At 43.2% G+C, this 15278-nt stretch carries 9 protein-coding genes and 1 other RNA gene; all 10 read left to right on the top strand.

The features are described from left to right. Positions 1 to 77: 77 nt before the first annotated feature. The 10 genes from PK1910_RS06310 to PK1910_RS06265 all read left to right on the top strand — a co-directional run bounded on the left by PK1910_RS06310 (position 78) and on the right by PK1910_RS06265 (position 15086). Positions 78 to 1271, top strand: coding sequence for a GNAT family N-acetyltransferase (locus PK1910_RS06310; RefSeq protein WP_058948149.1), 1194 nt, complete (start codon positions 78 to 80; stop codon positions 1269 to 1271). Position 1272: 1 nt separating this feature from the next. After that, positions 1273 to 2139: an RluA family pseudouridine synthase gene (locus PK1910_RS06305; protein WP_058948148.1), complete on the top strand. Its 867-nt coding sequence runs from the start codon at positions 1273 to 1275 to the stop codon at positions 2137 to 2139. 318 nt (positions 2140 to 2457) lie between these two features. Then, positions 2458 to 7038, top strand: coding sequence for a glutamate synthase large subunit (gltB, locus tag PK1910_RS06300; protein WP_058948147.1), 4581 nt, complete (start codon positions 2458 to 2460; stop codon positions 7036 to 7038). Positions 7039 to 7155: 117 nt separating this feature from the next. After that, an RNA gene (ffs, locus tag PK1910_RS06295) (signal recognition particle sRNA small type) lies at positions 7156 to 7255 on the top strand. Positions 7256 to 7364: 109 nt separating this feature from the next. Then, positions 7365 to 10043, top strand: coding sequence for a DNA polymerase III subunit gamma/tau (dnaX, locus tag PK1910_RS06290; protein ID WP_058948146.1), 2679 nt, complete (start codon positions 7365 to 7367; stop codon positions 10041 to 10043). 141 nt (positions 10044 to 10184) lie between these two features. Beyond that, on the top strand, positions 10185 to 10514 hold the full coding sequence (locus PK1910_RS06285; protein ID WP_004694913.1) for a YbaB/EbfC family nucleoid-associated protein: 330 nt from the start codon (positions 10185 to 10187) through the stop codon (positions 10512 to 10514). Continuing rightward, positions 10515 to 11111, top strand: coding sequence for a recombination mediator RecR (gene recR / locus PK1910_RS06280; RefSeq protein ID WP_004694915.1), 597 nt, complete (start codon positions 10515 to 10517; stop codon positions 11109 to 11111). 4 nt (positions 11112 to 11115) lie between these two features. After that, positions 11116 to 11367 carry a hypothetical protein gene (locus PK1910_RS06275; protein ID WP_004694917.1) on the top strand — a complete coding sequence of 84 codons (252 nt, stop codon included), beginning with the start codon at positions 11116 to 11118 and terminating at the stop codon, positions 11365 to 11367. A 12-nt stretch (positions 11368 to 11379) separates the two neighbouring features. After that, positions 11380 to 13968, top strand: coding sequence for a 3'-5' exonuclease (locus PK1910_RS06270; protein WP_058948145.1), 2589 nt, complete (start codon positions 11380 to 11382; stop codon positions 13966 to 13968). Continuing rightward, complete coding sequence (locus PK1910_RS06265; protein WP_058948144.1) at positions 13968 to 15086, top strand: RluA family pseudouridine synthase; 1119 nt, start codon at positions 13968 to 13970, stop codon at positions 15084 to 15086. The genes PK1910_RS06270 and PK1910_RS06265 overlap by 1 nt, the downstream gene beginning before the upstream one ends. The last annotated feature ends 192 nt before the right edge of the window (positions 15087 to 15278 follow it).

Here is a 15278-nt window from a genome sequence, read left to right as displayed (position 1 = left end):
ATGTGCTTAGATTAGATATTATACGCTGTGACGCAATAGATAGATAACGGCTCTTATGATATAACGAGGATATAAACATGGAATTTAGAATTGCGATGGTTCAAGATACGCCTCATGTGGAAAATCTATGGGCGTACTGCTTTGAACCAAAGGAAGATCCATTCTTCCAATATTATTTTACAAAGTGCTATGAACCAGAAAATACAATGGTCGGCCTAGAACAGGACCAATTGTTGAGTACCGTTCATTTGCGTCAATACAATCTTAATATACGTGGGGCCGTATTGCCTACGAGTTATATGGTAGGCGTAGCAACACATCCTGCGGCTCGCCGTGGTGGAGTAGGCGGTGCATTATTGACCTCTGCACTAGAGGAGCTTCGTAAACGCGGACAAGCTATGACGATTTTGATGCCATCCAAGGCAGCGTTCTATCAGCAATATGGTTGGGAACTTTATGCTCATCAATGGGTGAACACCATGTCGCTAGAAGACTTGCGCCCTATGACAGATAAAACGTTGAGCTTTGGCTTACTAAATAGCGTAGATCAATGGACTTTGTTAGATCCAGTATATAAAACATATACGGCTCGTCTTTCTGGCTACGCAGAACGTGGCGAAAAGGAATGGAAACGTTTGTTAGGCAGCTTCTTTGCAGAAGGCGTAAACATTGCTGTAGTGCGCAACGATGACTATGTCATTGAAGGCTATGCAGTGTATCGTTTAGGTCAGCCTGAAATTCCTGTTACTGAGCTGGTTTACACGACACGCCGTGTACAACGTGCATTATTAAATTATTTCTATAATCACCGTTCTCAAGGTACGTCTATCCGTTGGAATGAAGGCCTTCACGATACATATTATCGCTTCTATCCTGATGGTAGAACTGGCCATGCTACCATGCCATATATGATGAGTCGTATTGTAGATGTAAAAGCTGCTTTTGAAGCAATTCCTGTTAATCAAGAGGCATTGATGATGCCTATAACAATGACCTTTGCTGTAAAAGATGGGCTTTGCAGTTGGAACGAAGGTCGCTATGAAGTACAATATGGCAGTGCATTAACTCCATCCGTTAAAAAGATTTCTGATACGATAGAGGATGAAACAGATATTACCATTGAGGTCGGTGCGTTGAGCCAGTTATTAATGGGCACACTTACGGCTCGAGACCTTGCGTTTGAAGGGAAACTTTCAGTAAGCGAAGAATGGTTAGACTATTTCGATATTCTCTATCCTGAACAAAAAACGTATATTAACGAGTGGTGGTAATATGAGCTGGAAAACATATACGGTGAAAGAACCGACAGAGTTGACGGTCTCTAAATATGTAAAGGAACGATTTTCCCTATCCGCTCGGGATATCCAAATGATGTTTCGCAAGAAACGGGTAAAAGTTAATAGCCGTGTGGCTCATTCGCAGCGAGCACTTAAAAAGGGTGATGTATTAACCTTAGAATTACCACAAGATAAGGATTATGGAGTAGACGTAGAAAAGGGGCCGATTACCGTTCTCTATGAAGATGCTCATACCCTAGTTGTGAATAAGGCTCCTTTTATGCTCGTTCATCCAGCAGGGCAAACGAAGTCTTGTACATTGAGTAACTATGTGGCAGGGTATTATGCGAAGAAAAACGTAGTTCATAAGGTTCGACCTGTGCACCGCCTCGACCGAGATACATCGGGGTGCATTCTCTTTGGTAAAACAAAGGAAGCACAACAATACTATACGGATGAGCTACAAGCAGGTCGTATCGACCGTATTTATACAGGTCTTGTAGAAGGTCATATTGATGCGGATGGCATGGTAGATGCGCCTATTGGGGTAGATCCAGTATTTGATAATCGCCGTGTTATCGATGAATTGGGTCAGCCGGCTCAAACGGAATATACCGTTCTCGGTTATGAAGGTGACAATACTCTGTTACGTTTTAAGTTGTTGACTGGTAGAACTCATCAAATTCGCGTACATATGAAACATATTGGACATCCTATTGTTGGTGATGCTATGTATGGTATGCGCAATAAGCCCTATACACGCCAATGTTTACATGCATCGGAGCTAACCTTCGTGCCGTATGGTAAGGACGAAGCTATAACGATTATTTGTGAATTAGGGGATAATTTTGGTCGAGAATAATAACTGTAGATTTTACTACTCTAAATAATAAGCCTATCATATCTATCGGACGAGATGCTTATTTTTTCTGTATCCTTGTATACAAAAAACAATAGTGATAAAAACTCATAGTCTATGCATGAAAAGCATAGACTATGTTTTTTTTATATTTTCAATTCACAGTGGACAGGAGTATACTGTGTATAGACATAAAATTCTATAGAATATTAAATTGATAATTTTATAGAGAAATAGTTTGTTAGTTATACTTTTACCAAGACCGAACGGAACGATGCCGCAGTGCTTGGAATAATCAAGTGATATGAAGGAGTGCACGTTATGGATATGAAGCAAAGCACAATAGAGCAACAACGTCTAGATCAAGCTAGACTCGAGGCCAATGGCATGTATAGCAGCCAATTTGAAAAGGATGCGTGTGGCATGGGCTTCGTTGTTAATATTAAGGGGAAAAAATCCCATGATATTATCGACGATGGTTTGCGCATTTTGGAGCGCCTTGAACATCGTGGTGGTGCCGGTGCTGACAAGGACACAGGAGATGGTGCCGGTATTTTGGTACAAATTCCGCACGAGTTCTTCAAACGTGAGTGCGAAGTGCTTGGTATTCAACTGCCTGCAGCTGGCGAATATGGCGTAGGCATGGTATTTGCCCATAAATATGAAAGTCTCCGTAACGAGCAAAAACGAATTCTCGAAGAGGTTGTACGCGAAGAGGGGCAAGTTGTTCTCGGCTGGCGTGAAGTACCGGTTGATGGTACAAAGGTCGGTAAAGAGGCAGCGGCGATTCGACCTTGGATGATTCAAATCCTTATCGGTAAAGGCCCCGATGTAACGAATAATAAAGAATTCGAACGCAAATTATATATCATCCGTAAATTGGCGGAAAAACGCATCATTCCATTAAGCAAGGAATTATCCAGCGATTTTTATATCGCATCTTTGTCCTCCAAAACAATCGTATATAAAGGGATGCTAACACCTGGTCAGTTGCGCGACTTCTACCTTGATTTGAGCGACCTTGACTTTACATCTGCGTTGGCAATGGTGCACTCTCGTTTCAGTACGAATACATTTCCAAGTTGGGCTCGGGCACATCCTAACCGTTTCTTAGTTCATAATGGTGAAATTAATACAATTCGCGGTAATGTAAACTGGATCAATGCTCGTGAAGGTAAAGCGGAATCTCCATTGTTCCCAGATATCAAAAAGGTATTCCCCGTAGTAGATGATAGCGGTTCTGACTCTGCTATGTTTGATAACACATTGGAATTCTTGCACATGACAGGGCGTTCCTTGCCTCATGCGATCATGATGATGATCCCTGAGCCTTGGGAACGCAATAATCTCATGAGCCAAGAAAAACATGATTTCTATGAGTTTAATAGCTTTATGATGGAACCGTGGGATGGTCCTGCGGCTATGGGCTTTACCGATGGTATCGTTATCGGCGGTGTGCTTGATCGTAATGGATTGCGTCCCGCTCGTTACTATGTGACAACAGATGACCGCGTTATCATGGCTTCTGAAGTTGGTGTTGTCAACGAAAATGCCGAAAATATTCGTGCTAAAGGCCGTTTGGAACCAGGTAAAATGCTTCTCATCGATACAGATGAACAACGCATCATTTCCGATGAAGAAATTAAACATCGCGTTGCTACTGAATTACCGTACGATGAATGGGTAAAAGAACACGTTATTCACTTATCTGAAATTACTCAGGCCGATGAAAGCACCATTCCAAAGGTAGAGGATTTGTTCAAGGAGCAACAAGCCTTTGGTTATACTCAAGAAGACCTTGTTCGCATGATTGTGCCTATGGCAAAAGATGGTAAAGACCCTGTAGGTGCCATGGGTGCCGATGCGCCTTTAGCTATCTTGTCCGATAAACCACAATTGCTATATAGCTACTTCAAGCAAATGTTTGCGCAAGTAACAAATCCTCCTATTGACTCTATCCGTGAGGAGATGGTTACATCTACACGGGTTATGCTTGGTAACTCTGGTAATCTAACAGATCCTAACAAAGCAGGAACCTATGCGCTGTCTATGCGCACACCAATCCTTACGAACCAAGAGTTGGCGTCCATCAAAGCTCTTGATTGTCGTCGCATGAAATCCGTAACCTTGCCAATTCTCTTCGATCCTACTAAGGGTGCTGAAGGCTTGCGCGATGCGCTAAATGATTTATGCGAAAAGGCAGAAGACGCAGCTCGTACAGATCAAAATGTGTTGATCTTATCCGACCGCGGTGTCGATGAAAATCATGCACCAATTCCAGCATTATTAGCTGTAGCAGCTGTTCATAATCATTTGATCAACAAAGTGTTGCGTACAGAAATCGGCCTCATTCTTGAGTCTGGTGAACCACGTGAGGTTCATCACTTCTGTACATTAATTGGCTATGGCGTAACGGCTATCAACCCATATTTGGCGCTTGAAACAGTTCGCGATTTGCAAGCTCGTAAACGTCTTGGAGATATTACACCAGAAGAAGCAGAAAAGAACTATATTAAAGCCGCTGTGGGTGGCATCATGAAAGTTATGTCCAAAATGGGTATTTCCACAGTTCGATCCTACCACGGTGCACAAATCTTTGAAGCTTTGGGCTTGAATACTAACTTCATTAATAAGTTCTTTGTAAATACGCCAACTCGCATCGGTGGTATCGGTCTTGGCGGTGTAGCACACGAAGCCTTGGCTCGTTTTGAACGTGCTTTCAAATCTGAAGAAACAGTACTCGAACCAGGCGGCTGGTATGGTCCTGTAAAAGATGGGGAAGAGCATCTTTTCAACCCTAAGACTATCGATCTTTTACAAGCATCCCTTATCGAAAAGGATTATGCAAAATATAAAGAATACTCCAAAGCGATTCGCAATGATTACCATGTTACATTGCGTTCTTTAATGGAATTGAATTATCCTGTAGGCGGTGGTATTCCTATCGAAGAGGTTGAACCGGAAGAGTCTATCGTAAAACGCTTTAAAGCGGGCGCTATGAGCTATGGTGCCATCAGTAAAGAAGCGCATGAAGCCATTGCTATCGCTATGAATCGTTTAGGCTCTACATCCAACTCTGGTGAAGGCGGTGAAGATGTAGCTCGTTTCAAATCATTGCCAAACGGCGACAGCATGAACTCCGAAGTAAAACAGATTGCATCAGGTCGTTTCGGGGTAACAGCGAATTATTTGATCAATGCAAAAGAGTTGCAAATTAAATGTGCTCAAGGCGCAAAACCAGGCGAAGGTGGTCAATTACCAGGCAAAAAGGTATATCCTGAAATTGCAAAAGCTCGACACTCCACGCCAGGGGTAGAGCTCGTTTCTCCACCACCGCATCACGATATTTACTCCATCGAAGACTTGGCTGAGTTGATTTACGATTTGAAATGCGTCAACAAAGATGCGCGTATTTCTGTTAAATTAACATCTGAAGCAGGCGTTGGTACTATCGCTGCTGGTGTTGCGAAAGCAAAAGCAGATAACATCTTGATTTCTGGATACGATGGTGGTACTGGTGCGGCAGGTCGTACATCTGTTAAACACGCTGGTGTGCCTTGGGAATTAGGTTTGTCTGAAACTCATCAAACATTGATGCTCAATAGATTGCGTGACCGTGTTCAATTAGAAGTAGACTCTAAATTGATGACTGGTTTCGATGTGGCTGTGGCAGCTATGCTTGGTGCTGAGTTGTTTGGCTTTGGCACATTGCCACTTGTGGCGGTAGGCTGTAAAATGGCTCGTGTATGTAATCTTAATACATGCCCTTACGGTGTAGCTACACAAGATGAAAAATTGCGTGCTCGTTTTACAGGTAAGCCTGAATATGTTGAAAACTTGATGATTTTCATCGCACGTGAATTGCGTGAAATCATGGCTCGTCTAGGTATTCGCTCCGTAGCTGAGCTTGTTGGTCGTATCGATCTTGTGCGTCAAAAATCTCAAGATGATAACTTCAAATTGTCTCGCGTTGACCTTAAACGTATATTGTTCCGTCCATATATCGATGCCTCTGTAGGCCATATGCACATGGTTGACCAAGATCACGAGTTGGAACGCACCTTGGATATGTCCAAACTCTTGCGTATGTGCCGTCCTGCTATTGAGGATCAAAAACCGATTCGCGCTAAATTGGCTATCACTAACATCAACCGCGTTGTAGGTACCTTAGTTGGTTCTGAGGTGACTCGTCGTTATGGTGAAACCGGCTTGCCAGATAATACAATCAAGTTGAATTTCGAAGGCTCTGCGGGTCAATCCTTCGGTGCTTTCATTCCTAAAGGCATGACACTAGAACTTGAAGGTGATGCGAATGATTACCTCGGTAAAGGCTTGTCCGGCGGTACCATTACCGTATATCCACCTAAGAAATCCATCTTTGAAGCTGATGAAAACATCCTTATCGGTAATGTTGCCTTCTACGGTGCAACCTCTGGTACATCCTACATCAACGGTGTAGCTGGTGAACGTTTCGCCGTACGTAACAGCGGTATCACTGCCGTTGTGGAAGGCGTCGGCGACCATGGCTGTGAATACATGACTGGTGGTGAAGTGCTCGTACTCGGTAAAATCGGCCGTAACTTTGGAGCAGGTATGTCCGGTGGCTATGCGTACATCCTCGATTGCGATGAACGCTATGTCAATACAGGTCTCGTAGAATTACGTACAGCCAATAATGATGACCTTAAACGCATTAAAGAACTGATAGAACAACATGTATTGCATACTAATTCTGCTAAAGGCCGTCATATCCTTGAAAACTGGAATAACTTTGTAAACAGATTTACAAAAGTTGTACCTGTAGCATACGAAGAAATGCAAGCTGCTATTGAACGCTTCAAAGAACAAGGCTTGTCCTTAGAAGAAGCACAACTGGCTGCATTTAAAGAAAAATATGCATAATATATTTCTCCTTAGTTAATTTTTGTTATATAAGAATACAGTGAAAAGCCTCTATAGCTTTGACTATAGAGGCTTTTTCATGTATAATATTTATATTGCAATATTGGATCATGGCAGTTCTCGGGCCTGTGCAATGGGGGTCTGTGAATCGTGTCAGGACTGAGAGGTAGCAGCACTAAGCGGTAACCTTCATGTGCCACGGGGACCCCGGGGGCTGTCGTGATCGAATATTGCAAGGCGGCCTGTGGGGCCGCTTTTTTTATGCCTAATTTTCTTGAATATGGTATAATAAAGTATTGTAAGTTTCGGAAAAAGGGGGTGTTCCAATGGCATATATTGCGCTATATCGTAAGTATCGACCGCAGACATTTACCGATGTGGTCGGTCAGCATCAGGTGTCTGATACATTGATGCGCGCTATCCGTGAGGATAAGGTAGCTCACGCCTATTTATTTGCCGGTCCGCGGGGGACTGGTAAGACGAGCATGGCGAAGATTTTTGCGCGCGCTATCAACTGCGAGCATGGTCCAACGGATCACCCTTGTAACGAATGTAGTGCTTGTAAATCGATTTTGAGTGGACAGTCCATGGACGTTCTTGAAATCGACGCCGCATCCAATCGCGGTATCGATGAGGTTCGTGCTCTTCGTGAAAGCGTCAAATTTATGCCTGTTGAGGGGCGTAAAAAGGTGTTCATTATAGACGAAGCCCACATGCTCACTACAGAGGCGTGGAACGCGCTTTTAAAAACAATCGAAGAACCTCCTGCTCATGTGATGTTTATCTTTGCCACTACAGAAATTGAAAAATTGCCTGTTACTATCGTGTCTCGTTGTCAGCGGTACACTTTTAGACGCATTACATCTGATGATATCGCACAACGCTTATCTTACGTAGCAGAAAAAGAAGGCTTTAGCCTTGATTCTGCGGCAGCGCAGCTCATTGCTGTTCATGCAGATGGTGGCTTGCGTGATGCCTTGAGTATTTTAGACCAATGTGCAGGTATGGCAACGGGCTCTATTACACCGCAAGTGGTGGAAGAATTAATCGGTCTCGTAAGTAAGGAATGGATTATTCACTTCCTAGATGCTTTGCGTAACGGAGATGGCCCTAAAGTATTATCCTACGTTCACGATGCCTTGGCAGAAGGTCGCGATGCGACGCAAATTATGGAAGCCCTCATTCAACATGTGCGTGCCTTGCTCGTTGGTAAGGTGGCTCCTGATGCGGATGAGCTCAAGGTATACGATGCCTTTAAGGATGAGTTCCTAGCTCAGGCCAATAGCGTTGATTTCAATGAACTTAACCAATATGTGCGCAGTGCTCAATCCATCATGAATGATTCGAAACAAGTGGACAATCCAAGAACTATCATCGAAATGGGTCTACTCGTGCTTTGTGCTAAATTAGGCTCTGTTGATGAAAGCTTAGAAGACCGTATATATGCTCTAGAAAGTGCTGAGCGATCTGAACGAAATGATTTATTGAACCGCATGGCTCAATTGGAACAACGAGGCCCAGCGGCTCCTACACCAGCTTATGGTGCTAATGCATTTGGTCCACCTAGCGGCTATGCGAACAGCTTTGTTCCTGTAGATAATGCTGCTGTACAGAATACTTCCATGAGTAGTATTCAAGATACTGCTGTTGGCACTGTGCCACCTCCAAGCAGCGTAGGCATGACACCACCGCCTGCGAATGTGGGGATGACTCCACCACCGATGGGAGCACCAGGTAGTACACCTCCTCCGATGAATGGAGTGGGCATGGCTCCGCCACCATTGGGCGGCGTTGGCATGGCGCCACCACCGAATAATGGGGACCCAGTTTCCCGAAAAACCACAAGAAACCAAGCTAAGGGTCGTGCTAAAAAAGGAATTAGTACACAGGCCATCATTAGTGAACAAATCTTATCTGCTCAAGAGTATCGTAATGTACAATCCAATGTCATTAAATACTTGAAGGATAGTAATCGCAATATGACCTCTACCGTTATCGGTCAAGGTCAGCTAGTGTACGTAGACCAAAGCAAGGCGGTCATGGCCTTTAAAAATACATTACATCTCAATGTAATGACCAATGAAGTGAACTTGGCGGAAGCGGTTGATGCTTTCACCTATACACTGGGCTATGCAGTACACGTAGAAATCGTGGATGCCCTCACGCAAGTTTATAAAGACTATAAAAAGGCTGCTGGTAGCACCACACAACGCCAAGTAAAAGCACCCCAACGACCACAAGAACCGATGGTTGACGTAAAGACGACCTCTGGTGGGCAACCGACACAAATGGATTTAACCAATGATCCTCAAGAGAGTAAGCCTGATTCTGCAGCCGTGGACGCGGCTAAGGCTGCGGCGATGGCATTCTTAGCTAAGAAAACCGGCGGTGCCGTTGCAAATACGGTAGTTAGTGATAGTGCGAATACAACTACAATAGCTGCATCAGAAACTGCATTAGGAGCTGGCGTAGAAACAGAGCCAGCATCCGGTGGTGATGTGCCAATTACATCCTTTGATGGTAGTCCTGCGACACAGGTGCCAGATGGTGAAATTCCTATTGAGTCTCTAGCAGGTTCTATAGAAGGGGATGATATTCCAGTTCATTCCTTTGATGATGTGCCTGTAGATGATATGGAGGATTCTTATGTATCATCCTTAGATGATATGCCGCCACATCCATTAGATAGTGTGACTGTTATCAGCGAGGATGGCGAAGTGTTAGAGCGCCCTATGGATAGCGGTGCGCATATTGAGGTTGAAGCTGTCCCAAAGTCTGATGGGGGTGAATCTCGTGAGGTAACCCCGCATCAAGGTGATGACAATGATATGCTTTCAGCAGCACCTATTGAAGTAGAGGCTATCGATAGTGTTACGGTGGCTCGAGAATACGCTTGGGATCCAGAGCATATGACAGAAGAGGAACGAAACAATCCTCTCTTGGCGGAAACGTTAGAAAAATTATCTGAAGACCATGACATCATAGTCGAGGTTATCGAAGAATAGATAAAAAAGTAATTGTTATATAATAACCTTTGGCCTTGGGGCTATTAGGTGACACATATGTTATAAATCTATGTCATATATTGTTAATGATGTGGACTTAGAATGTTAGTATAGGACGATGTCTTAAAAGGAGGAAATACAATGTTTGGTAAAGGTATGGGCAACATGGCTGGCATGATGAAAAAAGTTCAAAAGATGCAAGAAGACATGAAGAAAATGCAAGAAGAGTTAAAAACTCGTACTGTAGAAGCTTCCGTAGGTGGCGGTGCAGTAACCGTTGTGATGAACGGTGAAAAAATCATCGAATCTTTAAAATTGAATCCTACAGCTGTTGATCCTGAAGATGTAGAAATGTTAGAGGATCTAGTAATGGCTGCGGTAAACGAAGCTAGCAAAAAAGTAGACGACCTCTTGGCTCAAGAAATGGGCAAAGTGACTGGTGGTCTAAACTTGCCAACAGGTTTATTCTAAATGACAAACGCTTTAGAACGGCTCGTAGAACAGCTGCGCCGCTTGCCTGGCATCGGCTCCAAGTCGGCTAGACGCTTGGCTTATCATTTGGTAGAAATGCCGAAGGAAGAGGTAGACCGCCTCGTGGAAACCATCGTAGAAGCGAAGGGGGCTACGCGTCACTGTTCTATTTGCTTTAACTTATCAGCTCAAGATCCTTGTGAATTTTGTAGCAATCCAAATCGCGACCAAACGACGATTATGGTTGTTGAAACATCTCGTGATGTGATTGCTATCGAGCGCAGTGGTGATTATAAGGGCTTGTATCATGTATTGGAAGGTGCTTTGTCCCCTATGGAGGGCATTGGTGCTGACGATATTCGCGTAAAAGAGTTGATTGCACGCCTTCGTGATGGTGTTGTACAAGAGGTTATCCTCGCGACAGACCCAGATGTCGAAGGGGAAGCTACAGCTCTGTATTTGGCGCGCTTATTAAGTCCAAGTGGCATCAAGGTAACGCGCATTGCCCGCGGTGTTCCTGTGGGCGGCGATATCGAATATGCCGATGAATTAACGCTAGGCGGTGCCGTAGTGAACCGTCAAGAAATGAAAGGATAATAGTATGGGAGCTTTATTAGCATCACCGATTATATCGGCGGTTATTTCCATTGCTGTAGCCTACATTGCTTTCAAAGTAGCATTTTTCACCATTAAACGGGTGGCTATGAATGTTGTGATTGGTGGGTTAACCTACTGGGTATGCGTTCATATACTTAATATTCCAATGGATATTGGAGTTGGTATTTGGGCATTAACAGCAATTTTAGGTCCTATTCCTATGGTCTTAGCTGCTATATATTACGGCATTAAATAATAGGAGGTTTTTATGCTTATCAATCGTGAACAACAACGCGTTATTGATGAAGTGGAACAGAATATCCTCTTGTTAGCGTCCGCTGGGACGGGAAAAACGAATACACTTGCTTATCGGGTGGCTCATCTCATCGAGGGTGGCTATGCGAAGGCGGAGAATATCTTGTGCATGACCTTTACGAACAAGGCCGCAAACGAGATGAAAGACCGCATTCAATCGCTCGTGGGCAGTCCTGCAAAGGCTGTGGAGGTTAGTACATTCCACAGCTTTTGCTTTTTCATTCTCCAACAAGAGGGCAAGCGCAACGAAACCTTGTACACGGATGTGACCATCTTTGACGAAGAAGACTGCAAGGAACTATCTGAACCGTACCGTCCTGGTAAATTGCGAGAAATGTCCTTTGCTAATGTTATCTCCATGGTGAAAGAATATCGTTCTTTATATGGCTTTTATTCTGATGATCTCGTAGGTGACTACAAGCGGACAATTGAACGCTTACAGAAGGAACAGCGTGAAGCCATTGAACAGCTCTTTTCGAGCTTTGGCAATGTCCTCTACAGTGAACTCCATGATTTCTTGAACCATGGTCACGAATGGATTGCTGCGTATGATGAAAGCTTAGCTTCCGTGCACGGCCTAGATTTTACAGATCTCATCTGCGGTGTTCATCGCCTATTTCAAGATCCTGTAGTTCGTGAGCGCTGGCGCAGTCGTTACAGCTATATCTCTGTAGATGAAATGCAAGATACAGGCGTACTAGAGTACAAAGTTCTAGAAATGCTGTGGGAAGGTAATCACGTACTTTTGTGTGGTGACTATTTCCAAACAATTTACGAATGGCGTGGCTCCGATCCGTTCCGCTTGCTCAAGCAATTTGATGCGGATTTCAAGCCTTTAAAAATTATCTTCTACGAAAACTATCGCTCCAACTGGACGCTCTTTACGATGGCTTTCAAAACCTTACAAAATATGTTCCCTGACCTGGTTGGGTCTATCTATACTGAATTGCCTCGTGCCAATAGTGAAAGCAAGGGTAAGCCTGTTCTCATTAAAGGTTGTAAAAATAGCTACCTTGAGGGCCGCTATATCTACGAAGCTATCTGCGCATTACCGAAGGATGCTAATATCGGCGTTCTCGTGAGGGATAATAAAAAGGCACAGCAGCTAAGTGATTCTTTTGAACGTCTTAACGGCGAACGACCTGAAGAGGAGCGCCGTCACTTCATGATTATCGACGAGTTTAAATTCTTTAGACGTCAAGAAATAAAGGACATTATGGCCTACTTCAAACTGCTCATGAATCCAAACGACTCTGTCAGTGCGAAGCGCATTATCAAGCGATATGTTGCTGGTATTGGTGATGCTCGTATCGCTGCGATTGAAAGCCTAGAGACGCGCCAAGTAGGTTTAAAATTGACGGACTTCATGGATATGCCTATCTTTGAGGCAGAGCCTTATGCAAAGCTTGTCAGTGGCTTAGAGCAGCACGAAGTAGTTGTTTATGACGTGGAGAGCACCGGCACAGATACGTCTCAAGACCGCATCATTCAAATTGCAGCCATTCGCATCGATGAAAGTGGACAGGTCTTAGAGGCCTTTGAACGCTTTATCAATCCAGGTGTACCTGTTGGTCAATCCGAAGAGGTACACGGCTTCTCCGATGCATATTTACAAGAACACGGCGAAGATCCTACTACAGTACTCAAAGCATTTAAGGAGTTTTCTAAGGATACTATTATTGTAGGTCACAATGTAAACTATGATGTGACCATCTTTACAAATGAATTGGCGCGTCATAACTTAGGCAATCCTGAGTTCAAGGCTATTTACGATACACTCGATATCTACCGTCGTTTCTATCCTAATTTGCCAAATCATAAATTGGGCTTCCTAGCATCTAAGTTCCCTATACACCATGAGCCAACACATAATGCAATGGATGATATCTTGGCCACTGCACAGCTTTTAATTTATGTGGTGAAAGAAAAAATCATACCAACTACAACGGGGCGCATGGTAGCTATAAATAAATATAAAGCAGCTTTCACGGATATCGCCTCTCAAATGGCGACCTTGCGTAGAAAAGCCTATACGGAGATGCCAACGAAATTATTGGCGTATATCATGAACCAAATGGGGGTTCTAGAATACTATAAATTTCATGGGGAAGCGGCAAAGGTAGAGCATATACGCGATTTGTATCGCATCATGGAAAAACTAGATGCGGCTTATGAAGGGCCTGCAGGTTTGGCTCGATTAAATCAAATCTTACAGATGGCGGCCCTTACGGCGGGTGAGCCTGCGCAGCAAGTACGAAATGAAGACCGCATTCCTATCATTACCATTCACCAAGCGAAGGGTAGCGAGTTTGACCATGTATTCTTGGCTGGGCTAAATGAAGGAACTTTCCCCAGTCCCTTTGCCATTGCAGAAGGTCGTGAAGACGAGGAAAAGCGTTTATTCTATGTGGCCATAACTCGACCTAAACAAGAATTGACCATTACCTTTGAACAGACGAATATACGAGGTAGGGCAGTTCAACCAAGTTCGCTACTCAACTATATGCCACGAGATCCTGAACTCGTAGAAAGGAGATACTAATGGCGCGAAAAACACATCGCCCTGATGATATTCTGTGGACCGTGACAGCTGTAGATATAGAAGCTGTACTTAGCAAGAAAAATGCAAGACAAAAGCTAATAGGTAATGGTCAAGATATATCAAGTAAAAATCGAGATATATCGAGTAGCAATCAAGACATATCAAGTCGTGATTCCGAGCATATTGGAGAAATATGTGATATTTCACTTGGTGAAGTGTTAGATACTAGATATCCTAGAAAGTCCTTAGTTAAACTCTTTGAAGAGAAATTAATCCACATTAATGGACATAAGGCTACACCAAAGGATATAATCTCCGAAGGCGACGAGATTTGGATTGCTATGGCGAAGGAAAAAATAGATCATGACCCTATCGAAATGGACTTACGCATTCTGTATGAAGATACTGATCTCCTTATTGTGGATAAGCCATGCGGTTTGACGGTAAACTCTAAAGATCAAGTATCTCTTGCCAATGGTGTGGCGCATTATTTTAAAGAACATGGTATTAAGCGAAAGGTACGTTTCTTGAATCGTCTCGATAGAGATACGACAGGTTGCATTGTCATTGCAAAAAGTGGTTTAGCACAAAGTATTTATCAACAGCAAATGGATGATAATACCTTTGAAAAGTGGTATATGGCGACTGTGGAAGGCATTGTAGAAGCCGATGAGGATTCTTTAGTATTCCCTATGGAACGCAGTGCTGATGGGATTCATTACGAAGTGAATCCTAAGGGAAAAGAGACTCGTACAGATTTTTCCGTCCTATGTAGACATTCTTCAGAGACTGTGGATAACTCTGTGAATAAGTCTAAAAATTCTGTGGATATGGCAGCAAAAAATGTGGATATAAACTTGGGAGATGTTGATAAAAGCAATCAAAATGTGGACAAAACTGTGTATAAGTCCAATAAATGTGGATATTCTGAGGTTTTAGTTCGTTTGTACACAGGGAAAACACATCAAATTCGAGTAGCTTTCAGCCATATAGGGCACCCTCTTGTAGGAGATACCTTATACGGTGCACAACTTACGGAACAGCCATTTCAATTACGGGCTCAAAAGGTAGTATTTACACACATGCGCACAGGAGAGCGTATTACGGTTACGGCATAATCTGATCTGATTAACTTGTTACGTAATACAAAATACTAGTTTGTTAATAATAGGTTTGTACTATACATTGTGAAGTCACAATACATCAAACACTCTAATTGAGAAATGAGAATTATTGATAACTCAGCTAAATCAATAAGTTTAAAAATATTTTTCAAGAAAAATAATGACAAATGATAATCGATAAGCTAT

The sequence above is a fragment of the Veillonella parvula genome (genome assembly GCF_036456085.1).
Classification (GTDB): domain Bacteria; phylum Bacillota; class Negativicutes; order Veillonellales; family Veillonellaceae; genus Veillonella; species Veillonella parvula_E.
The sequence above is the reverse complement of the archived record's forward strand: the minus strand, read 5'-3'. Positions and strand labels throughout refer to the sequence as shown.

Excerpts from the sequence above, each read along its gene's own strand:
- dnaX (WP_058948146.1), top strand. The coding sequence starts at position 7,365 with ATGGCATATATTGCGCTATATCGTAAGTATCGACCGCAGACATTTACC.
- PK1910_RS06275 (WP_004694917.1), top strand. The coding sequence starts at position 11,116 with ATGGGAGCTTTATTAGCATCACCGATTATATCGGCGGTTATTTCCATT.
- PK1910_RS06265 (WP_058948144.1), top strand. The coding sequence starts at position 13,968 with ATGGCGCGAAAAACACATCGCCCTGATGATATTCTGTGGACCGTGACA.
- PK1910_RS06305 (WP_058948148.1), top strand. The coding sequence starts at position 1,273 with ATGAGCTGGAAAACATATACGGTGAAAGAACCGACAGAGTTGACGGTC.
- PK1910_RS06270 (WP_058948145.1), top strand. The coding sequence starts at position 11,380 with ATGCTTATCAATCGTGAACAACAACGCGTTATTGATGAAGTGGAACAG.
- gltB (WP_058948147.1), top strand. The coding sequence starts at position 2,458 with ATGGATATGAAGCAAAGCACAATAGAGCAACAACGTCTAGATCAAGCT.
- PK1910_RS06285 (WP_004694913.1), top strand. The coding sequence starts at position 10,185 with ATGTTTGGTAAAGGTATGGGCAACATGGCTGGCATGATGAAAAAAGTT.
- PK1910_RS06310 (WP_058948149.1), top strand. The coding sequence starts at position 78 with ATGGAATTTAGAATTGCGATGGTTCAAGATACGCCTCATGTGGAAAAT.
- recR (WP_004694915.1), top strand. The coding sequence starts at position 10,515 with ATGACAAACGCTTTAGAACGGCTCGTAGAACAGCTGCGCCGCTTGCCT.